This is a genomic window from Paenibacillus sp. LX16, from assembly GCF_036252815.1.
Lineage (GTDB): Bacteria > Bacillota > Bacilli > Paenibacillales > Paenibacillaceae > Paenibacillus > Paenibacillus polymyxa_B.
This window is the reverse complement of record NZ_CP141152.1, coordinates 3,558,636-3,581,103: the sequence shown is the minus strand read 5'-3', so window position 1 is coordinate 3,581,103 and position 22,468 is coordinate 3,558,636. Positions and strand designations below refer to the sequence as shown.

General features: G+C 47.4%; 20 protein-coding genes. 19 read left to right on the top strand and 1 reads right to left on the bottom strand.

Annotation, left to right across the window (positions count from 1 at the left end; translation table 11 throughout):
* Positions 1-88 precede the first annotated feature (88 nt).
* The 18 genes from dapF to spoVM all read left to right on the top strand — a co-directional run bounded on the left by dapF (position 89) and on the right by spoVM (position 19,740).
* The gene (gene dapF, locus T3H97_RS15815; RefSeq protein ID WP_272638386.1) at positions 89-922 is read left to right on the top strand and encodes a diaminopimelate epimerase; all 834 of its coding nucleotides are present in this window, start codon (positions 89-91) and stop codon (positions 920-922) included.
* Positions 923-1,129: 207 nt separating this feature from the next.
* Positions 1,130-2,152, top strand: a complete 1,023-nt coding sequence (locus tag T3H97_RS15810) for a hypothetical protein (protein ID WP_328800224.1) — start codon at positions 1,130-1,132, stop codon at positions 2,150-2,152.
* 147 nt (positions 2,153-2,299) lie between these two features.
* Positions 2,300-4,186, top strand: a complete 1,887-nt coding sequence (locus tag T3H97_RS15805; protein WP_328800223.1) for a bifunctional homocysteine S-methyltransferase/methylenetetrahydrofolate reductase — start codon at positions 2,300-2,302, stop codon at positions 4,184-4,186.
* 35 nt (positions 4,187-4,221) lie between these two features.
* Positions 4,222-5,109 (top strand): YicC/YloC family endoribonuclease, encoded by an 888-nt coding sequence (locus T3H97_RS15800; RefSeq protein ID WP_250239386.1) that lies wholly within the window; start codon positions 4,222-4,224, stop codon positions 5,107-5,109.
* Positions 5,110-5,165: 56 nt separating this feature from the next.
* A complete protein-coding gene (gene remA, locus T3H97_RS15795) occupies positions 5,166-5,426 on the top strand; it encodes an extracellular matrix/biofilm regulator RemA (protein ID WP_005548256.1) in 261 nt (86 codons plus the stop codon).
* A 14-nt stretch (positions 5,427-5,440) separates the two neighbouring features.
* The gene (gmk, locus tag T3H97_RS15790; protein WP_013310894.1) at positions 5,441-6,013 is read left to right on the top strand and encodes a guanylate kinase; all 573 of its coding nucleotides are present in this window, start codon (positions 5,441-5,443) and stop codon (positions 6,011-6,013) included.
* Positions 6,014-6,135: 122 nt separating this feature from the next.
* Positions 6,136-6,339, top strand: coding sequence for a DNA-directed RNA polymerase subunit omega (gene rpoZ / locus T3H97_RS15785; protein WP_013310893.1), 204 nt, complete (start codon positions 6,136-6,138; stop codon positions 6,337-6,339).
* Between the two features lie 90 nt (positions 6,340-6,429).
* Positions 6,430-7,734, top strand: coding sequence for a bifunctional phosphopantothenoylcysteine decarboxylase/phosphopantothenate--cysteine ligase CoaBC (gene coaBC / locus T3H97_RS15780; RefSeq protein ID WP_328800222.1), 1,305 nt, complete (start codon positions 6,430-6,432; stop codon positions 7,732-7,734).
* Entirely contained in the window at positions 7,734-10,310 is a 2,577-nt protein-coding gene (priA, locus tag T3H97_RS15775) for a primosomal protein N' (RefSeq protein ID WP_328800221.1), read from the top strand. Before coaBC ends, priA begins: the two co-directional genes overlap by 1 nt.
* 132 nt (positions 10,311-10,442) lie before the next feature.
* Positions 10,443-10,940 carry a peptide deformylase gene (gene def / locus T3H97_RS15770; RefSeq protein ID WP_061829023.1) on the top strand — a complete coding sequence of 166 codons (498 nt, stop codon included), beginning with the start codon at positions 10,443-10,445 and terminating at the stop codon, positions 10,938-10,940.
* 6 nt (positions 10,941-10,946) lie between these two features.
* A complete protein-coding gene (fmt, locus tag T3H97_RS15765; RefSeq protein WP_025723487.1) occupies positions 10,947-11,906 on the top strand; it encodes a methionyl-tRNA formyltransferase in 960 nt (319 codons plus the stop codon).
* On the top strand, positions 11,903-13,318 hold the full coding sequence (gene rsmB, locus T3H97_RS15760) for a 16S rRNA (cytosine(967)-C(5))-methyltransferase RsmB (protein ID WP_328800220.1): 1,416 nt from the start codon (positions 11,903-11,905) through the stop codon (positions 13,316-13,318). The genes fmt and rsmB overlap by 4 nt, the downstream gene beginning before the upstream one ends.
* A 187-nt stretch (positions 13,319-13,505) precedes the next feature.
* The gene (rlmN, locus tag T3H97_RS15755) at positions 13,506-14,546 is read left to right on the top strand and encodes a dual-specificity RNA methyltransferase RlmN (protein ID WP_013310887.1); all 1,041 of its coding nucleotides are present in this window, start codon (positions 13,506-13,508) and stop codon (positions 14,544-14,546) included.
* Positions 14,547-14,552: 6 nt separating this feature from the next.
* Positions 14,553-15,329, top strand: a complete 777-nt coding sequence (locus T3H97_RS15750; protein ID WP_025723490.1) for a Stp1/IreP family PP2C-type Ser/Thr phosphatase — start codon at positions 14,553-14,555, stop codon at positions 15,327-15,329.
* Positions 15,326-17,605, top strand: a complete 2,280-nt coding sequence (gene pknB / locus T3H97_RS15745; RefSeq protein ID WP_328800219.1) for a Stk1 family PASTA domain-containing Ser/Thr kinase — start codon at positions 15,326-15,328, stop codon at positions 17,603-17,605. The genes T3H97_RS15750 and pknB overlap by 4 nt, the downstream gene beginning before the upstream one ends.
* 73 nt (positions 17,606-17,678) lie before the next feature.
* Entirely contained in the window at positions 17,679-18,596 is a 918-nt protein-coding gene (gene rsgA, locus T3H97_RS15740; protein WP_250239376.1) for a ribosome small subunit-dependent GTPase A, read from the top strand.
* A 4-nt stretch (positions 18,597-18,600) separates the two neighbouring features.
* On the top strand, positions 18,601-19,269 hold the full coding sequence (gene rpe / locus T3H97_RS15735; RefSeq protein ID WP_328800218.1) for a ribulose-phosphate 3-epimerase: 669 nt from the start codon (positions 18,601-18,603) through the stop codon (positions 19,267-19,269).
* 390 nt (positions 19,270-19,659) lie between these two features.
* Positions 19,660-19,740, top strand: coding sequence for a stage V sporulation protein SpoVM (gene spoVM, locus T3H97_RS15730; protein WP_010345573.1), 81 nt, complete (start codon positions 19,660-19,662; stop codon positions 19,738-19,740).
* Between the two features lie 224 nt (positions 19,741-19,964).
* On the opposite strand, the gene rpmB is transcribed toward spoVM, so the two are convergent.
* Positions 19,965-20,153, bottom strand: a complete 189-nt coding sequence (gene rpmB, locus T3H97_RS15725) for a 50S ribosomal protein L28 (protein WP_013310881.1) — start codon at positions 20,151-20,153, stop codon at positions 19,965-19,967.
* A 509-nt stretch (positions 20,154-20,662) separates the two neighbouring features.
* Between rpmB and T3H97_RS15720 the strand changes: the two genes are divergently transcribed.
* The gene (locus T3H97_RS15720) at positions 20,663-22,447 is read left to right on the top strand and encodes a DAK2 domain-containing protein (RefSeq protein WP_328800217.1); all 1,785 of its coding nucleotides are present in this window, start codon (positions 20,663-20,665) and stop codon (positions 22,445-22,447) included.
* Positions 22,448-22,468: the final 21 nt, after the last annotated feature.

The window sequence follows — 22,468 nt, the reverse complement described above, 5'->3', positions numbered from 1 at the left end:
ATCGCTTTCCCACTATTGCCCTGTATGATATCATGGGATCAAAGCTTCATGAGGAACATGATATCAGCAGCAACGGCGGAGGTAAGCTATGGAATTCACAAAAATGAACGGTCTAGGTAATGATTTTATCGTTTGGTTTGGGCATCAGGATTTGCCGTCTGACGCCTCGGAATTAGCTGTTCGGTTATGTGATCGACATTTTGGTGTTGGCGCCGATGGGTTGGTATATATATTGCCGTCAGAAAAAGCGGATTTCTGCATGCGCATCATTAACTCGGACGGCTCAGAGGCCGAGCAATGCGGTAATGCTATTCGTTGTGCTGCCAAATACGTATATGACCGTAAGCATATCAACCGTGAACAGATCACGATTGAGACCCTGGGTGCAGGTGTACAGCAGGTCGAACTGACTGTAGAGAATGGACTTGTTCGTATGGTGAAGGTAGATATGGGAGAACCGATTTTTGAGGGTTTGAAGATTCCAACTACACTGGATCTGACTAGCGTAATTAATGAGCCCATTGAAGCTGGAGGAAGTGGTTTTCGTTTTACGGCTGTATCTATGGGGAATCCGCACTGTGTCATTTATGTGGAGGATGCGCCAAGCTTTGATCTGGAAGCCTGGGGACCGAAGCTGGAATGCCACCCGCTTTTCCCTAAGAAAACAAATGTTGAGTTCGCCACGGTACGTAGCCGTAAGCATATAGATATGAGAGTATGGGAGAGAGGAGCTGGGCCAACGCTAGCTTGTGGAACCGGAGCCTGTGCTACGCTTGTTGCTTCTGTACTAAACGGATATAGCGACCGCCACGCCATTGTAAGCCTGAAGGGCGGCGATCTGGATATCGAATGGAGCGAGGAAGATAATCACATATATATGACGGGCCCGGCTGAGATCGTGTACGAAGGTCGTCTGTTTTGAATCATGTGAACTATAAAGATAACGTGCAACTGGCTTATGAATCGTATAGAAGTGAATGAAAAGAAGACCTTAGTAGGTCTTCTTTTTTTGGACTTGGATGCCCCTGTATACAAGGAATATGATGAACAAAGCAACATTCTGTCTTTTTTTGGCGCCTGAACAATGTATAATATAGAAAATGAGAAAACAATAAGGAGGCCGTTCATAGTGCGGGAATTTCGTTGGATTTCAGCAGTTGTAGTTCTCATATTTGTAGCCACCGCGCTTCCGGTTCAGGCGGCGACTATTCCTGCCGCTGCGGAAACGACGGACAAGCAGGTTGGGTCGCTAACTCCGACAGTGGTAAGCCGTTTAGAAAAAGCGGTGCAAGAACTCATCGGTTCAAAGACAGCATTTCAATTTGACGATGTGACGGATATGGGGAAAACTTGGATTGTAGAGGGCGGAATGGAAGATGGAACTGCTACGTTGCAGACAGAATATAATAAAGAAAAAAACAGAGTAGATTCTACAACCATACGATATAAAATAAGCAGCTTGGGAAAAGCGATGAACGCGCCACTTAAGACGAAAGTGCTAAACAGCGCCAAAGCGTTTGACAGCAAGCGTCCTTTGCAATTTGAAGCATTTTGGCGGGTCAAATCCCCTTATCAGTCCAACAAGCCATCAAATTACTGGGTATTTTGGGGCTCAGGAGAACAGGCTTCCTCGTTGTATGTGGATGTGGATCGAGGTAACGCTATTACCATCAACGCGGACTATGCGCTGAAGCAGGTGGACCCTCTGATACTGAACCGTGCAATGAACACATTTAAGCGTGTGAGTGGACAGCCAATTAAGGTGCAGCACGCTTCACGGTACAAGGATGAAACGAAGGGGCTTTCATATTGGTCGTTTGAGGATGCAAACGAGGCGAGTGAGGTCAAAATTAGCGCGGTAACCGGTAAAGTGCTGGCCGTATCCACCTATGGGGTAGACTGGAATGATGACGCAGATTTCAAAAAAACATTTGCAAGCCCGAAATATACTGCCTCAGAAGCTTTGAAGCTAGTCAAGCCCAAGGCTCAGATGTTGTTTAATATTAATTTGACCGGCTATAAAGTGAAAGTTCAAGGGAATCAATATACGTTCTACAAGCAGCAAAAGGGAACGGATTCTATTGTGGCTAAAGTGAATAAAAAAGGGACTTTTTACGCTTACTCTCTCCATTCTTCCGATGGGAAAATGTAGTAGGAAATAGAAAAGATAAATCAAGCCGCTTTACTCCTGATATCATATTGTCGGGAAGTGGGGCGGCTTTTTTTGTTTTTGGCTTATGTTTATAGTCTCTTTATGTTACATTAGTATGAAAATAAAGAGCGGGGTGGAGCAGAGGACATGAAACCGGATTTGCGTACTGTGCTGAATCGTGAAATTATTGTCGGAGACGGCGCAATGGGGACTTTTTTATACCAGCTAGGATTTCCAGTAAATACGTCTTTCGAAGAACTGAACATCACTTCGCCTGACGTTATATCAGACGTGCATGGTCAATATTTAAGTGCAGGAGCTCGATTGCTGGAGACTAATACATTTTCTGCAAATGATTATAAGTTAGCCCGGTTTGGACTGGAATCCAAGGTAGAAGAGATCAATCGTGCCGGTGTGAGAATTGCCAGAGATGCGGCCGGACCTGAACATTATGTGGTAGGTGCGGTGGGTTCCATATGTGGGGGCAAACGGCTTAACATATCAAAGCTGGAGCTGGCAAGAAACTATGAGCAGCAAATTGATGCCCTTCTCTCCGAAGGAGTCGACGGCATTTTGTGCGAAACGTTTTATTCACTGGATGAAATACGCATTGCGCTTCACAGTGTACGTAAATACAGTGACATTCCGGTAATTTGTCAGTTTGCAGTTGATCAGGTTGGGCGTACCCAGGATGGTTTTTTAGTGGCGGAAGCTTTTTCGGTGCTGCGTAATGAGGGGGCAGACATCCTTGGATTTAACTGTCACTCGGGTCCGCAGGGAATTATGAGTGTAATGGAGCAGCTGGACGGCCCTTTGTCTGTACCGCTGTCCGTATATCCGAATGCGGGGCTAGCAGATTATGTGGACGGTCACTATGTATACGGTGCATCACCTGAATATTTTGGAGAATGTGCCAAGTCCTTTGTAGACCTGGGAACGAGGCTGCTCGGTGGTTGCTGCGGAACTACACCGGATCATATTGCTGCTATATCCAAAGCCTTGAATCGTTTGCAACCGCCTCCGCTGGCTTCAAAAGAAGCTTTGTCGAAAGAGTTCTTTCAAGTGGCAGAGCAGATTGCAGATGAAGAGGAACGAGGAAATGGCAGACATATCAGCGAGCCCAACATTGTGGATCTGGTTAAGGAACGACATACGGTCATTGTAGAACTGGATCCTCCGCGCGATTTGGACATTACGAGGTTTATGCAAGGTGCTCATGCGTTGAAGAAAGCCGGGGCCGACGCGCTTACACTGGCTGACAACTCGCTTGCAGTCACTCGCATGAGCAACATGGCGCTTGGACATTTGGTCAGGATTGAAACAGGCTTGCGTCCATTAATTCATATAGCATGTCGTGATCGCAATCTGATTGGTACTCAATCCCACATGATGGGTTTTGACGCGCTCGGTATTGACCATGTACTGGCGGTTACTGGAGATCCGGCGCGGTTTGGTGATTTGCCAGGCGCCAGTTCGGTGTATGATATGACCTCTTTTGAAATCATACGCATGATCAAGCAATTAAATGATGGTGTTGCATTTTCCGGTAAGCCACTGAAGCAGAAGGCTAATTTTGTGGTAGGTGCCGCATTTAATCCTAATGTCAAGCATTTGGGTAAAGCCGTACAGCGGTTGGAGAAGAAGATTGCCTCCGGAGCCGATTATGTTATGACTCAGCCCGTTTACGACCACGAGCTCATTGCAGCCATCGCGGAAGCGACACGACATTTGGAAGTACCGATTTTTATCGGTATTATGCCGCTGGCTAGTGGGCGCAATGCAGAATACTTGCACAATGAAGTACCAGGCATTCAGTTATCCGATGAGGTACGTGCACGTATGTCTGGTCTTGAGGGTCCGGAAGGACGAGCAATGGGCGTGTCTATTGCCAAGGAGTTACTCGATACGGCAATGGAACATTTTAATGGTATCTATTTTATGACTCCATTTATGTTCTATGAAATGACAGCTGAACTGACTTCATACGTATGGCAAAAATCAGGTCGTGCACAGGCCCCCTTGTTTCGACTATAATAATCAATTACAATAGTATAATGGATGTGATGCCGATGTCATTGAGTATGACCGGATACGGTCAAGCCATCCTTCATTATGAGGGTTATAAAGTGCGCTTGGAATTGAAATCGGTGAATCACCGCTATTGCGAAGTGATGATGAGAATTCCGCGCGAATGGACTCGATACGAAGATGGCTTGAGAAGAACGGTTCAACAGCAGATTAAACGCGGTCGTGTCGATGTCTTCATCCACAGGGAACGTGATGAAGAACAGATGCCCGCCGCGCGGTTGAATGACACTGTGGTGCAGGCTTACCTGCATGCAGCGGAGCAGCTGGCGGATCGTTATGGAGTGAAAGGAACGTTAGAGATAAGCGATATTCTTGCTTTGCCTGACGTTCTGGGTGAGCCTGGAGAGGCTTTCCATGGAGATGAAGAGGACTGGGAAGAGCAACTACAGCGAGCTTTGAATGAAGCTTTGCAAGGTTTACTGGAGATGAGAAGGCGAGAAGGCGGGCATTTGGCGCAAGATGTGAAATCCCGTATTTTACGTCTGGAATCCCTGCATCATGAAATGGCGGTGCTGGCTCCTCATGTTGTGAGCGACTACCGTAACAGGCTGAAACACAGGCTTAAAGAGCTTCAGGACGGTTCATTTACGCTTGATGAACACAAGTTCGGAATGGAGATTGCGTTATTCGCGGATCGCAGCAATATTGACGAGGAACTTACCCGGCTTCAAAGTCACTTTGGACAGTGCAAGGGATTGCTGCTGTCAGACGAGCCGGCCGGTCGCAAATTAGATTTTTTAATCCAGGAAATGAACAGGGAAGTCAACACGATCGGCTCTAAGGCTAATCATCTCACATTGGTTAATTTGGTCGTTGAGATGAAAGCGGAGCTCGAGAAAATTCGTGAGCAGGCTGCAAATATTGAGTAGCTACCTGGTAGCGGCACGGCTGCAAGAGTCACATGTATAGGGGGAAAGACCTGAATATGGCAATCAAATTGATCAATATTGGTTTCGGCAATATCGTGTCGGCCAACCGAATTATCTCCATCGTCAGTCCGGAGTCTGCTCCGATCAAGCGGATTATACAGGAAGCCAGGGACCGTCATATGCTAATTGATGCTACCTATGGCCGCCGGACGCGGGCTGTTATTATTACAGACAGTGATCATGTAATCCTGTCTGCGGTGCAGCCGGAGACGGTCGCTCATCGCCTATCCACTAAAGATGATGACAATGACGAATAAAAATGGAGTGTACTATGGCTAAGGGATTATTATTTGTAATATCCGGACCTTCGGGTGTCGGTAAAGGGACGGTAGGCAACGCATTGCGTGACAAGCTACCAGAGATAACATACTCCGTTTCTGCTACAACTCGAACACCTCGTTCAGGCGAACAGGATGGAGTGACCTATTTTTTTAAAACGCGTGAAGAATTTTTGGGTATGATTGAACGAGATGAAATGCTGGAGTATGCTGAGTATGTAGGGAACTATTATGGTACTCCACGTGATTTTGTAGATCAGACGCTTGCGCAGGGAAAAGATATTTTTCTGGAGATTGAAGTTCAGGGAGCGCTAAAAGTTAAAGAAAAATTTCCAGAAGGCATATTCATTTTTCTGCTTCCGCCTTCGCTAGATGAATTAAAGGATAGAATCCGGGGACGGGGCACAGAAACTCAAGCGACCATAGACCACCGTATGTCGGTAGCTGTGGATGAAATGAATTTGTTGCGTCACTATGATTATGCGGTCGTCAATGATGAGATTGATTTCGCTTGTAAACGAATAGAATCCATTATTATCGCCGAACATTGTAAGGTTCATCCTTAAGCGAGGGCTTTACATATGCCAAGCGTAGCTAAAGAGAAATAATACTGTATAAGCTGAGCTTGAAGGTGTACACTGGAGTTCAGCTTATACAGTCCCAAAACTACATGAAGAGGTGTCTATTCGTGCTGTATCCTTCCATTGATGAAATGATGAAAAAGGCAGATAGTAAGTATTCGTTGGTTGTAGCGGCTTCACGTCGTGCCAGACAGTTGCGCGAGGGTGAAAAGACGACTCTCAAGAATCCTAAATCCCACAAACAGGTTGGAGTGGCGTTGGAAGAGATTTACGCGGATCATCTGCGTCTTGAAAGCGGCGAAGACGAGTAAGAATTATACACAACTATTATAACCGGGCGCAATGCCAATTCCTTTGACAACCGCAAGGTTGTTATTTTTTTAGGTCAGGGGGAGTTAACGATGTTGAAGGGAAAAGTTATTATTCTTGGTATAACTGGCGGAATTGCTGCTTACAAAGGGGCAGCGCTGTGTAGTAGGTTGACGCAAAAGGGCGCCGATGTTCATGTAATTATGACGGCCTCTGCCAAGGAGTTTATTACCGAACTTACGCTGCAGTCGCTCTCTCGTAATCCGGTGTACAGTGACACATTTGATGAAAGAGAGCCATCAGTCGTATCCCATATTCATCTGGCGGATGCGGCTGATTTGGTGCTTGTTGCTCCTGCAACTGCGAATATTATCGGGAAAATGGCGCATGGTCTTGCTGATGATATGTTGTCTACAACGTTGCTGGCTACAACAGCACCTATTATGGTGGCACCTGCGATGAATGTACATATGTACACTCATCCGGCAGTCATGCAAAATATGGAGACGCTTGTATCACGTGGCGTGAAGATGATTGAGCCCGGTGAAGGATTACTGGCTTGCGGTTACGTTGGCAAAGGACGTTTGGAAGAGCCGGACACAATTGTGCAAACCATAGAGCGTTTTTTTGATCAGCAAGCTCAGGAACAAAAAACCAACATCAAGTCTGAACCACGATGGTTTGGTGACGAATCTATGGAGGCTCAAGTGCCTGAGTCACTTGTGAATGAGAAAGAATCGGTGCTTTCAGGCAAAAAAGTCATTGTAACGGCTGGAGGCACGATCGAGCGAATTGATCCAGTACGTTATATCACAAATGATTCATCTGGCAAAATGGGCTTTGCCATTGCAAAAGTGGCTCAGGAGATGGGTGCAGAGGTGCACTTGATTGCTGCCAATACCAGCGCGGAACCGCCTACTGGTATTATGCTTGAAAGAGTCCAGTCAGCTGAAGATATGTACGACGCTGTATTAAAGCAATGGGAAACGAGCGATATGGTCGTTATGGCTGCTGCAGTTGCAGATTATCGACCACGTGAGATTGCACAGACCAAGATCAAGAAAAAAGATAGTGTATTTACGCTAGAGTTAGTGAAGAACGTCGATATTTTAGAATCACTCGGACGGAGTAAGAAACATCAATTTTTAATTGGCTTTGCAGCTGAAACTGAACATTTGGAGACGTATGCGATAGATAAATTAGAACGTAAAAATTGTGATTTGATCGCGGCAAACGATGTAACTGTGAATGGTGCTGGTTTTGGCGTCGATACGAATGCTGTTCAAATTTATGACCGAAGCGGGATCGTAGAGCGTATTCCTGTACAGTCAAAGGAAGAAGTTGCGCGTAAGTTGCTTACTATAGCCGCGGGACGTATGGGTGGGGTGCTGCATTAATGGAGACAGGCAATTTAGTTGCCAAGGTCATTGTCGATGTACCTGCCAAGGATACGGACCGCACCTTCGATTATCTGATACCAGACTCAATGAGACCTTGGATTGAGCCGGGTAGTCGGGTAGCTGTGCCATTTGGCAAACGGACGGTGCAGGCTTTTGTCATCTCGGTAGTCCCAGCTGATGATCCACCGAAATACAGAATGAGAGCGATCCAGGAGCTGCTGGATTTGGTACCACCTTTATCTGCCGACCTAGTCGAACTGGGCAAATGGATGAGCGAACGTTATGCTTGTAATCAAATTATGGCACTGCAAGTGATGATTCCTACCGCGCTCAAGGGCAAAGCAGAACGTTATATCTCAATTGCGGAACAGCATGAGTTAACGCATCCACAACGTACTATACAACCGAATCAGGGCGATGAACTCGAATGGGCACTTCTGACCGACGATGGTATGAGTGATCCGACGGAGCGTCGGATCGTTAGCTTCATTCAGGAGAAGGAGCAAGTCCCATTGCAGCAACTCAGTCGACGTTTCCCTGAGGAAGCTGAAGTTATTAAATCACTGTTACGCCGGGGTGTGCTTCAGGAAAGTCAAGTTATCAAAGACAAACTTGGCAAAAAGACCATGAAATCCGTTGATCTGGCTATCGGCATAGACGAGGCATCAACGGCGCTGGAGCAATTTTCTGCCAAAGCGCAGCGTCAGCGGGAGGTACTTGCTTTTTTGCTGGAACGTAGCGAGTTTCTGCCTCTGTCGCTGAAGGAAGTCATGACCTCACTGAGTGTCTCGGCTGCAACGGTTAAGGCGCTGGAAGATAAGGGCTATGTGTTGCTGGAGGATGTCGAAGTGTTCCGCGACCCCTACCGGGGCAGACACTTCAAGCCTACAGAGCCACTCCCTCTCACAGCAGAGCAGCAGTCGGTATATGAACGGATTATTCGCCAGCTGGACACGCGTGAGCAAGGAGCTTATTTGTTGCATGGAGTCACAGGGAGCGGTAAGACGGAAATCTATCTACAGACGATTCAGCGTTGTATCGAGCAGAATCGGCAGGCCATTGTGCTGGTACCTGAAATATCGTTAACCCCACAAATGGTTGAGCGTTTTAAAGGCCGGTTTGGCGATCAGGTAGCAGTGATGCACAGTAGGTTGTCCGGGGGGGAACGGTACGATGAGTGGCGCAAAATACGCGAAGGCCGTGTGAAAGTGGCGATTGGTGCTCGCTCGGCAGTATTTGCGCCTTTTCGTGAGTTAGGTCTTATTATTATGGATGAGGAGCACGAAACGTCCTATAAGCAGGAAGAGACACCTAAATACCATGCGCGTGATGTCGCCATTCGCAGAGCCCATCAGCATGGGGCTGTCGTTATTCTCGGCTCGGCTACACCATCGCTGGAAAGCTACTATGCGGCTCGCTCACAAAGCAACGACGAGTTTGCTCCGTTGCTGCTTGAAATGCCAACTCGCGCATTGGGGAACATGTTACCCGAAGTACATATCATGGATATGCGTGAGGAACTGCGTGCTGGCAACCGCTCTATGTTCAGCCGTGCGTTGCATAATGGAATTGCAGAGCGGTTAGAGCGTAAGGAGCAGACGGTACTCCTGTTGAATCGGCGTGGGCACTCCACGTTCGTCATGTGCCGTAGCTGTGGCTATGTCGCGGGTTGTCCGCATTGTGATATTTCGCTTACGTATCATCAGCGGTCGAACAATTTACGTTGCCATTACTGTGGTTATTCCGAGCCCGTACCTCAGACATGCCCTGAGTGCGGTAGTGAGCATATTCGCTATTTCGGTACAGGTACCCAGCGAGTGGAAGAAGAGCTGGCGAAGCTATTCCCCGGTATACGTGTTGTTCGAATGGATGTTGATACAACGACAGAAAAAAACGCCCACGAAAAGCTTCTCAAGCAATTTCGTGATAAAAAAGCGGACGTGCTGCTCGGTACTCAAATGGTTGCCAAAGGCCTGGACTTTCCCGATGTGACACTGGTTGGTGTCATTACTGCGGATTCGGCTCTCAATTTACCAGATTTTCGGGCTGCGGAAAAGACTTTTCAGCTGTTAACACAAGTAGCTGGACGTGCTGGGAGACATCAATTGCCAGGGGAAGTATTCGTACAATCCTATACTCCAGAGCATTATTCGGTGATTCACGCAAGTCGCCATGATTATGCTTCTTTTGTGAGGGAAGAATTGAAACACCGCCGCAATTTGCACTATCCACCATATTGTCGTCTTATTTTGGTGACCTTTTCTCATGAACAACTCCCGGTGCTGGTTCGGCTGGCTGAGAATTATTCAGCAACACTACAGGGACGGGCCAGACAACGGGGCTGGTTCGGGAATATGGATCGTCTTACATCGGATGTACTCGACATTTTGGGACCAGTAGCTTCACCCATTTCGAGAATCAAGAATAGATACCGATTTCAATGTATGATAAAATGGCGTGGAAATATCGATGCGATTAGTTTGGCTCAGCAAGTAGCTGATGAAATGGCCGAATCCGCACAGGCACAAAAGTTGCTGATTAGTCTGGATGTTGATCCGCAAATGCTTATGTAGAGTGTGGCCACAAAAGTTATTAGCACAAATAATGCGGACAAGCCGTCCGTACATAGGATAATGTAGCAGTCGCGTTTGTGATGAATACAGTTAGGCCTAAATGAAGCATAAAGAGGAAGGTGTTCTGTTGTCATGTCAATTAGAATTATAGTGTTGGAGCCGGATGACGTATTGCACAAAGTAGCAAAGGAAGTCACTAAAATTACGCCTAATGTGCAAAAGCTGCTCGACGATATGGCAGATACGATGTATGAAGCGGAGGGAGTAGGTCTTGCTGCTCCGCAAGTAGGTATTTTGAAGCGTCTCATCGTTGTAGATGCTGGAGATGAGCATGGTTTGATTAAAATGATTAATCCAGAGATCGTGGCCGAAGAAGGGGAGGAATTGGGTCCTGAAGGCTGCCTGAGTATACCAGGGTTGAACGGGGATGTGCGTCGTGCCGAGAAGGTTACAGTCAAGGGACTGGACCGCGAGGGTAAAACCATTACCGTTACAGCGACAGGGTTGCTTTCTCGTGCTTTTCAGCATGAAATTGACCATTTAAATGGAATTTTATTCACGGATATTGCAGAAAAAGTATATGAGGTTGCGCTGGAACAGCCAGGACCGAACCGTCAGATAGGAGAGTGAGGTTCGATGAGTCAAGACATTCGTATTATCTTTATGGGTACGCCTGAGTTTGCAGTGCCATCGCTGAACATGTTACTGGACAACGGTTATAACGTGGTCGGTGTGATTACACAGCCCGATAAGCCGCAGGGACGAAAAAAAATATTGACGCCTACACCAGTCAAGGAAGCGGCAGAAAAACGCGGATTACCTGTACTGCAACCAACCCGCCTGCGCCAGCCAGAAGCGGTGGCTCAGGTGGCAGAGCTGCGTCCTGATCTGATCGTAACCGCAGCCTATGGGCAAATTTTGCCTAAGTCCGTACTAGACCTGCCTCGGTTCGGCTGTCTGAATGTGCATGGGTCGTTACTTCCCCGTTATCGGGGAGGTGCACCGATCCAGCGTGCGATTATTAACGGTGAGACCGTGACGGGTGTGACGCTGATGTATATGGCGGAAGGACTGGATACTGGCGATATGATATCGCGAGTTGAGGTTGCTATAGAGCCGGAGGATACCTCTGGTACGATTTTTGAGAAGTTAAGCGTAGCTGGAGCAAAGCTTTTGCAGGACGAGCTGCCCAAGTTGCTGGCAGGCCAATCAGACCGTACGCCGCAAAATGAGGACGAGGCTACCTATGCTCCTAACCTGAACCGCGACGATGAGCGTATTTCGTGGAATGACAATGCACAGCAGATATACAACCGGATTCGCGGCCTTGTTCCTTTTTCGGGCGCGTTTACGCTTTGGGAGGGAAATGTTTTTAAAATATGGGCTGCTGAGCAGCCTTTCATAAATAATGAAGTGAGTGGCTCAAATGCTCCAGCACCCGGAACAGTTCTTCAATTGACCGCTCGTGGCATTGAGGTGCAGACAGGCGAAGGAACTCTCTGGCTGACTCAGGTTCAACCGGCTGGCAAAAAGGTTATGGATGCCGGAACCTTTGCACGCGGCGGACAGATGAAGCCAGGCATGGTGCTCGGATGAGCGGGAGTCACTCCCGCCAGGGAGGCCAAGGCAAGGGAGTGGGTGCCAGAACTGGCAAGACTCGCAATCAGACGGCGCGGGAAGTTGCACTTGATGTGTTGACCGGTGTGGAGCAAGAGGGTGCGTATAGCAATCTTGAGCTAAATCGTCGGCTTCAGCAGGCAGGTTTATCTGCAAGTGACGCTGGTTTGGCGACGGAACTTGTATACGGTACAGTCGCACGCCGAAATACACTAGATTATTTTTTGAATAAATTTGTTCAAAAAGGAACGGCCAAGCTTCAGGCTTGGGTACGTTCGTTGCTGCGGATGAGTGTATATCAGGTGGTGTATCTGGATCGAGTTCCGGATCATGCAGTCGTTAGTGAAGCGGTGACTATTGCCAAGCGGCGTGGGCATCAGGGGATTTCCGGTATGGTCAACGGCGTGCTCCGCAGCATGCTGCGTGAGCCGGACAAGCTGCGTATTCCTGACGATTTGTCACCGGAGGAACGGATTTCATTAGAACATTCCCATCCACAGTGGCTGGTTAAGCGCTGGATTAAGCAATACGGTGCAGATACTGCTGAGGCTATCTGTCAGGCTAATAATGAGCCCCCTGCGGTCAGCGTACGGGTGAATACGACAATGACCAGCCGTGACCAGTTGCTGGACGAGATGAACTCAAAAGGGCTTGATGCCGTTCCTTCGGCAGTTAGTCCCTATGGGATTGTTGTTCGCAGCGGTGGAAATATGGCGCTTACCTCGTGGTATACGGACGGCTTGCTGTCCGTACAGGATGAAAGCTCCATGCTCGTTGCCGAAGCAGTCGCTCCTGAGCCTGGCATGCTGGTACTGGATTGCTGTGCCGCTCCAGGTGGCAAAACAGCTCATATGGCTGAGCTGATGAAGGATCACGGACGGATCGTTGCGAATGACCTGCATGCCCATAAGCATCAATTAATTCGTGAACAGGCTAATCGACTTGGCCTGGATGCCGTGGAAACAGTCACTGGTGATGCGCTAGAACTGCAGGAACGATATGCTCCAGCTTCTTTTGACCGTATTTTGCTGGATGCACCATGCTCTGGCTTTGGGGTAATTCGTCGTAAGCCGGACCTGCGTTGGAGCAAAACTGCGCAGGATGTTCGCGACATTACACAGCTTCAGCATGAGCTGCTGGATAGTGTGGCGGGACTGTTGAAGCCAGGTGGTATTCTGGTATACAGCACATGCACGATTGAACCGGACGAAAATGAAGGACAATTGACTCGGTTTTTAAGCGAACATCCAGAGTATGAATTGGCAGAGGGTCATTCCTTCCCGGACGTGAGCCGCGAAAAGGATAGTATTCAGGGAGGCTCGGTACAGCTGTTACCGCAGCATTTCCACAGCGACGGGTTTTATATCGCGCGCCTGCGTCGGGTGAAATAGCGCGGAAGAGAATTCCAGGCAGCTGCCCACCAGTATTTCCACATTCCGCCGGAACATTTCCGGCGGTTTTTTGCATGAAGATGAAAAATTTTTACCCCTCCAGCGATTTGTGCTAAAATAGGAAGAATGAAAAATACTATCTACGATCAAACAGAACTTAATGAAGAAGGAACGGGTGCAAACATTGATGAAACCTTTTATATATGATTTAACTCTGGAGGAGCTTCAGGACTGGGCCAAGAACAATGGCGAGCCTGCTTTTCGTGGCGGACAAATTTTTGACTGGCTGTATGTGAAGCGGGTCAATGATTTCAGCGAGATGACGAATTTGTCCAAGGCGCTGAGAGAGAAGCTTGAGGAGCAATTTAGTTTTGTGACGCTTAGTGAAATTACAAAGTTGGAATCGAAGGATGGTACAGTAAAATTCCTGTTCGGTTTGCACGATGATCATGCCATTGAAACGGTCATTATGAGACACAATTATGGAAACAGTATTTGTGTAACGACGCAAGTGGGATGCCGGATTGGTTGCACTTTCTGCGCATCGACGCTCGGAGGCCTCAAACGGAACCTGACAGCTGGTGAAATTACTGCACAGGTAGTACAGGCTCAGAAAATTTTGGATAAAACGAATGAACGAGTGAGCAGCATCGTGATTATGGGCTCAGGCGAGCCTTTTGAAAACTATGAAGCGACCATGACGTTTTTGCGTACAATGGTTCATGAAAAAGGTCTGAATATTGGTCAACGTCATATCACAGTGTCGACCAGCGGGATTGTACCGAATATTTATAAATTTGCTGACGAGGATACCCAGATTAATCTGGCAATATCCATTCATGCGCCTAATGATGCGCTTCGGTCGAAGCTGATGCCTGTAAATCGGCGTTATCCCTTTAAGGATGTTATGGATTCTCTACGTTACTATCTTGCTAAGACCGGGCGGAGAATTTCGTTTGAATATGCCCTGATTGGTGGGGTAAACGATCAGGCAGAACATGCTGAAGAGCTAGCGGATGTGTTAAAGGACATGCTGTGTCACGTCAATTTGATTCCAGTCAACCATGTGCCTGAGCGCAAGTATGTGCGCACATCGCGTAGCGATATTTTTAATTTTCAACGTATTCTTGCCGAAAAAGGCGTCAATGTGACGATCCGGCGTGAACAGGGTCACGATATTGCCGCTGCCTGCGGTCAGTTGCGTGCAAAGCATATGGAGTTGGGGTGAAACCATTTGATCAAAACAGTTCATGTCAGCCATGTCGGACGTGTACGTTCGGTGAATGAGGATTCTGCCTGGATCAGGCACTTAGAGCAAGGCTATATTCTTGGGATTGTTGCCGATGGTATGGGGGGGCATTTGGCCGGTGATACGGCCAGCCGCCTTGCGGTAGAGACACTTGCCGCTGATTTGGCGACGCTGGAGAGCGGATTATCCGCACATTCTTTGACGGCGGCGCTCAGCGACGCTATTTTGCATGCCAATGAAGTCATCTTCCAGACGGCAGCACGCGATGAAAAGTATCATAATATGGGAACGACAGTTGTTGCGGTTTTATTAAACGACGCATCCGGAATTATCGGACATATCGGTGACAGTCGGGCCTATGTCATTTCCAAAGGAGCGGTACGTCAGCTTACAGAAGACCATACTTTGGTTAATGAGCTGTTCAAAAACGGTCAGATCAGTAAGGAAGAACGGGAGAACCATCCTCGTCGCAATGTACTGACACGGGCGCTGGGCACTGATTCCGAGGTGAAAGTGGATATTGACTCCATTGCGCTGGAAAAAGGCGATGTACTGTTACTGTGTAGCGACGGATTAAGCAATCTGGTAACGGAAGAACAAATCAGCAAAGTAGTAGGTGCTGCAGAGAATCCTTTGGAGGAGCGCGCGGATCGTCTGCTACATCTGGCGTTACTTGCCGGAGGAGACGATAATATTACTGTAGCTTTGTTTGAATTGCCCGATGACACGGTTTCATTGAGTGAAAAGGGGTGTGACGCATGATCGGGCACCTGCTAGGGGGAAGATACGAAATTATTGAGCGCATCGGTGGCGGCGGTATGGCGCTGGTGTATAAGGCTCAAGACATTTTGCTGAATCGTAATGTTGCAGTTAAAGTGTTGCGCCAGCAATTTGTTCATGATGAGGAATTTATTCGCCGGTTTCGGCGTGAGGCGCAGTCTGCGGCCTCGCTTTCGCATTCGAATGTGGTCAGTATTTATGATGTCGGCCAAGAGGATGAAATCCATTATATTGTAATGGAGTGCATCGAAGGTAAAAATTTGAATGAGATTATTAAAGAACGTGCGCCATTGCAAGTGGATGAAGCAGTACGGATTGCATCCCAGATTTGTGATGCGCTGGAGCATGCCCATCAAAATCAGATTATTCACCGAGACATTAAGCCTCATAATATATTAATTGGACGTAATGGACGGGTTAAGGTAACCGATTTTGGGATTGCTAGAGCCGTTACGTCAACGACCATTACCCAGACGGGTTCTGTTGTAGGTTCTGTTCATTATTTTTCACCTGAGCATGCAAAGGGTGTCGTCACCGGCGAAAAATCGGACTTATATTCTTTAGGTATTGTCTTATATCAAATGCTGACGGCGCAGCTCCCTTTCCTCGGAGAAAGTCCAATTAGTGTAGCGCTCAAGCATTTGCAAGAGGAATTTGAGGAACCGCGTAAAATTAATCCGTTGATTCCGCAAAGTGTGGAAAATGTCATTCTAAAATCCATGCGCAAAAATCCAGAAGAGCGTTATCAATCGGCAGACGAAATGCTAAAAGATTTGGAAACCTGTTTGCTGCCGGGACGGCGTAATGAATCCAAGCTGGAGTTTACACATTTGGATGATGAGGATCAAACACGGGTTATTCCGGCTATTAAGCCTCAACAATTAGGGATGTCTTCTAGCGGGGATGATGTACCTGCCCAGCCGCGTGAGTCTGAACAGCTTTCGAGCAAGCAATCGCCCAAAAAAAATAGAAAAAAAGCGATCTTGTGGGTAACACTAGTGTTGGTGTTACTTCTGTGCATGGGCGGAGTGGTGTACTATGTGCAAAGTGTACTCGTCGTGCCTGAGGTAAAAGTACCAGGTGTATTGACACAAACAGAAGACCAAGCGAAGGTTAATCTCAGTAAAGCGGGGCTACTCATTGAGGAGCCAATCCAGCATGAATACAAAGAAGGAATCGCGCCTGGAGTTGTATTTTATCAAAGCTATCCTGCAGATTCTTTAGTCAAGGAAGGAACCAAGATTAGTCTGAAAGTCGGGATTGCCAAGCCGCTCAGCCCGATGCCTGATGTCAAAGGCCAAAGCTACGAGAATGCTGTTAAGCTGCTGACCGCCCAGCAAATTAAGGAGACGCAGATTCAGCAAAATGAGCAGTTCAGTGATCAGGCCGCAGGGACTGTACTTAGTCAGATACCCCCTGCCAATGAGCCATTTGATAAGGATTCAGTCCAGGTTGTGCTCACAGTCAGCAAGGGCGCTGACACTGTGAAAATGCCAAGTCTCGTAGGGAAGACGCAGAATCAAGCGGAAAATGAGGTCAAAAAGGCAGGGCTGAAGGTTGGCTCGATTAAAGAAGAATTTAGCTATGAGCAGGAAAAAGGAAGAGTAACCAAACAGTGGCCGTCAGAGGCAGGCAGTGAGTTGCCACCAAGTACGGAAATTACGTTTTATGTAAGCACTGGTTATCCACCAGAAGCAATTACGCTGCCATTTAATGTGCCTGTTGCGCCGAAGGAAGAGGGTAAAAATAGCAAAATTCGTATCACTTATACGGATGCACGTGGAGAAAATCAGGAATGGGGAAGCCGTACAATTAATACGACACAGGTGTTCACTATCAACCTGCTAATGGCTCCGAACAAAGACAGTGTTGTCTCAGTATTTAGAGATGGTGACTTTATTGATACGTATCCAGTCTCTTATATTGAGGCAAAAAATGGAACAGTGACGATGCCTCAAATTGCTCCGCCTGCCGGAGCTTCACCAACGGATACACCTGATGGTACTTCCTCGCAGAATGGAAGTGGAAACGGCGAGGAAGGTGATAGCGGGGGATCTTCTAATGATAGTGGTAATCGTGGAGACGACTCGAACAATCAGGAGGGCACTGGAGGTAATGGTGACCCTTCCGCCTTTGTGCCTGGAACGAATTCCACGGGGGGTACACGCAGTGAGTTGGCGGTTAGTCATAAAAACAACCCAGGCCACGCTTCCCACAAAAAGAAGGAAAAAGTGATTGAGGCTGTTCAGCATCAGTAAATTTGCAATAAGAAGATGCTCAACCTGTTATACGCAATGAAACTTGAACATTATGAAGGAGGACATCTTACACATGCCTGAAGGTCTGATCGTCAAGGCGCTTAGCGGATATTATTATGTCTCCAGCCTGGATCAGGATGGGCGTCCGGTATCTGGCGAAGCTACAGTACAATGCAGAGCACGCGGCATTTTTAAGAAAAAAGAGATTACGCCTCTTGTCGGTGATCGGGTCGTTTACGAACTGACTGAGAACGGGGAAGGTATGGTCGAGGAGATTAGAAAGCGTACGACAGAGCTAATTCGTCCTCCGGTAGCTAATACCACGCTTGCCGTGCTACTGTTTTCCTTGCGTGAGCCAGATTTAAACCTGCCTTTACTGGACAAATTTTTAGTCCATATTGAGCACGCCGGGCTGGATACGATTATCTGTCTGACTAAGCGCGATTTGTATGAAGGCAACCCTTCAGAGGATGACACCGTGCTGGCCGTTCAGGAAATGTACCAGAAGATCGGTTATGAGGTGCTGGTAACCAGTGCCCGTACCGGAGAAGGGACGGCTGAGCTTAAGAAGCTATTGGCTGGTCAAATCAGCGTGTTTTCCGGGCAGTCAGGTGTAGGAAAGTCTTCCATGCTTAATGCTCTGGAGCCTGGGTTAACGCTGGAGACGAGTGCCATAAGCAATAAGCTGGGCCGAGGAAGACATACGACTCGTCATGTGGAGCTGATTCCTCTAGACAACGGAGGGTTTGTAGCAGATACTCCGGGGTTTAGCCAGCTGGATTTTCTGGAGCTAGGTGTGGATGAACTATCTCCCTGTTTTCGTGAATTCCAGCAGTATGCGGAAGGATGTAAATTTCGGGGTTGTACCCATATTCACGAGCCTGGCTGTAAAGTAAGAGAGGCTCTGGAAGAAGGACATATTTCACAGGGACGGTATGATAGCTATTTGCAGTTCTATCAGGAATTAAAAGAAAAAAAGCGGAGGTACTGAGTATATGTTAAAAATAGCACCGTCGATTTTATCCGCTGATTTTGCTCGCTTGGGCAGTGAAGTTGCGGAAGCTGAGGCAGGAGGGGCAGACTGGATTCATGTGGATGTAATGGATGGACATTTTGTATCCAATATTACACTGGGCCCACCTATCGTTCAGGCTATTCGTCCGCATACGACTCTTCCCTTGGATGTTCATCTGATGATTGAGCATCCTGAACGCTATATTGGCGATTTCGTAAAAGCAGGAGCCAATATCATCACTGTTCATGCTGAGGCCTGTGTTCATTTGCATGGTGTCCTTCACTTGATCAAGCAGCAAGGTGCTCTGGCTGGAGTGGCTCTCAATCCGGGTACTTCACCATATGCGATCAAGGAAGTGCTGCCAGATGTGGATATGATTCTGGTGATGACGGTCAATCCTGGCTTTGGAGGTCAGTCCTTCATTCCAGAGACGTTAAATAAAATCAGACAAATCCGTGCTTGGTTGAACGAATTGGGTCGTCCAGACGTACATATCGAGGTAGACGGAGGTATTGCGGAGGAGACGGCACCAGCCGTATTTGAAGCGGGGGCTGACGTGCTGGTGGCTGGTAGTGCGGTATTCGGCAGAGCAGACCGCGCAGCGGCTATTGCTGCGATTCGGGACAGTGTTGTTCGTTTGTCCAAGTGAAGCTGACTGAAGCATTGTGGATGACTGTAGCGAGCATGGCGACGGGGTTGACCCTTAGCTGTTTCTCGCTAGTGAAGGCTCCTTGGAATGCCGTTCTTTCACTTTTGGCTGTTCTAATTGTACTGTTCTATTTTCGAAAAAATGAACGGCGTGGTTTACGAATAGGTTTTGTGGTGTGCAGCGTACTTTATTATATCCTGTTTATTTTCATACTCTCAGCATATCTCTATGTTCGCGGACTTGTCTGATGGTATAGCCTGGGATGGTTGTGCATAAATATGGTTACATGAGCGGGATTCTCATGTAGCCTTTTTTTGTGGGGCAACAACCCTTGACAGGTTGCATAAACTACAGAGAACGGATGCAGGAGGATGATGGGGAGGGTGAGGCATGAAGTTTTACACAATCAAGCTGCCAAAATTTCTGGGTGGATTCGTTAAAGCCATTTTGAATACATTCCAGAAAAACTGAATTCAACGTAATGTAAACACAGGATGTAGGATGAAAGCTAAGAGGTACACAGGGCACGCTTCCCGGGCATAACAGATAGGTAGCTCGGCAGTAAAAGGTTGGAACGCACGGGAAGGTGCCTGACATTTTATTTTCCTGAACCAGATGGATATTACTTTCGAATAACCAAAAAAGCACCCGTTTAAAACGAGGTGCCTTTTGTTTATAACGATATTTTTTTACGACTACACGCGAGTCACTTTACCGGCTTTCAATGCACGAGTGCTGACATAAACGCGTTTCGGTTTACCGTTAACGAGAATGCGAACTTTTTGTACGTTGACGCCCCAAGTACGGCGATTACGGTTGTTAGCGTGAGATACGTGGTTACCGCTGCCAGGCTTTTTGCCTGTTACAGAACATTTACGAGACATGATTCCACCTCCTATTCTGAAAATAACCAAATTCCATATGGAACGGGTCTCTCTTCAGGCCGACTGGGTCAGCCGGACTTTGTAAGTCACTAACCTGAACAAAACAATACTTAAATATAATATCATAGTCAAAAAAGCTCCGTCAACTGATTCAAAAACTTTATTTATTTCTCTTTCGCATTATAGTACAATATGGGATAGTTATTGCTGCGATTATTTTGTATTTAAATGGAATGTGAATTCTTATTCCAGTCATGCCGGCGATTCAGAGGCGGGACTATAGTTATCATTCCAGCCGATGATTTATTGTTGGGTAGTTGACTGGTTTTTCATTTTATATGACCTGTAGAAGAGCGACCAGACGTGAGTACAAGAGCTTATGAAAGTGTGACATTCGTATTCGTCGTCTGGCTTTAGTATAATTTAATTGAACCTGTAGGCACAGCTGGATAAGGTGTGGTGAAGGTTGATAGTAAAACAAGTGTATTAAGCTAGGAAGGGGAATTCTCTTGAGTAATCGTTCTTTGAATGGAACAGATTTTACCGCAATGGTTTTAGCCGGGGCGGAACAATTACAGCAGCATGCGGAACATGTCAATTCACTAAATGTATTCCCGGTGCCAGACGGTGATACGGGAACCAACATGAATTTGACGATGAGCGCGGGCGTAACGGAATTAAAGAGGGGGGATTCTTCCTCCATCGGTGTCATGTCCGGCATATTATCCAAAGGTTTGCTGATGGGAGCCCGCGGCAATTCAGGGGTTATCCTGTCTCAGTTGTTTCGTGGCTTCAGCCGTTACGCTGCCCCATACGAGGAATTGAATACCCTTCAGTTCGCATCGGCATTGCAGAGCGGGGTGGATGCGGCCTACAAGGCGGTGGTTAAGCCGGTGGAGGGTACAATTCTTACCGTAGCGAAGGAAGCGGCCAGGCATGCTGTGTTTTTCTCGCGCCGGACGAACGACATCACGGAACTGATGGAAGAAGTGCTTGCCAAAGCGAAGGAAACGCTTGCCATGACGCAGGACATGCTCCCTGTACTGAAGCAAGTAGGAGTTGTAGATTCGGGTGGGCAAGGTCTTGTGTACATTTATGAAGGCTTTATGCAGCATCTTGGAAGCGGCTTAGTGACGTCTCCAATTGCAAAAAGTGATAATGTACGCCCGGTTTTTGCTCCTCACGTATCGGAGAGACCTACTGCTACTATAGTTGTTCCTTCCCCAGATGCGCCGCTTTCTGCGCAAGCGAAGCTCGAAACGGATAATATTGAATTTTTGTATGATATGGAGTTTTTTATTAATCGACAATTGGGCGAAGCGCAAGGTACCGATTTTGATGAGAAAGCCTTCCGGAAAGCGTTATCCGTAGATGGTGATTCTATTATCGTAATTTCAGACGATGATGTCATCAAGGTTCATGTACATTCTAAGGCTCCTGGTGAAGTGCTGAATTTGGCACTGCATTACGGAGAAATCACACAGATTCGTATTTTAAATATGCGCGAGCAGCATCGTGATTTGTTGTCTGCGGGTATGGATGCTGCTCCTGAGCCTGAGTGGTTTGCTGAAATACCAACAGAGCCTGCACGTGAGGAAGAGCCGTCTGAGCCACCCGCTCATGAACTGGGATCCTTTGGTTTTATAGCTGTGGCTTCCGGTGAAGGAATTGCTGATATTTTCAGAAGTTTAGGCGTCGATGTTGTCCTTTCTGGCGGCCAGACAATGAATCCGAGCACAGAGGACTTCGTTAATGCGGCGCGCTCGATTGCGGCTCAACATATTTTTATTCTTCCGAATAATTCCAATATTATTTTGGCGGCAGAACAAGCACGTGAACTGCTAGAGATGGAACGCATGGTGTCGGTTATTCCGAGCAAAACAATTCCTCAGGGCATTGCGGCAGCATTTGCCTTCCAGGAGGAAGAGGCTTTTGAGGTAAATCAGGACAATATGCGTGACGCAGTCACCCGGGTGAAGTCTGGGCAAGTGACCTACGCGGTACGGGACACGACGCTAGATGACCTGCATATTACAGCCGGGCACTACATCGGTATTCAGGATTCCAAGATTGTAGCGACCGAGGAACACTTAATGGCAACGTCCCGTCTTTTGTTAGCGAAAATGCTGGTGAATGGCGATGAAATTGTGACGATTCTCACAGGTTCAGACGCAAATCAAGAAGACACAGATCAGCTTGTTGCATGGCTTGAAGAAAATTATGCGGATGCTGAAGTGGAAGTTCATGAAGGTGGTCAGCCGATTTATCCTTATTTGTTCTCAGTGGAAACCTGATGTGCTTTAGCACGCCCATGG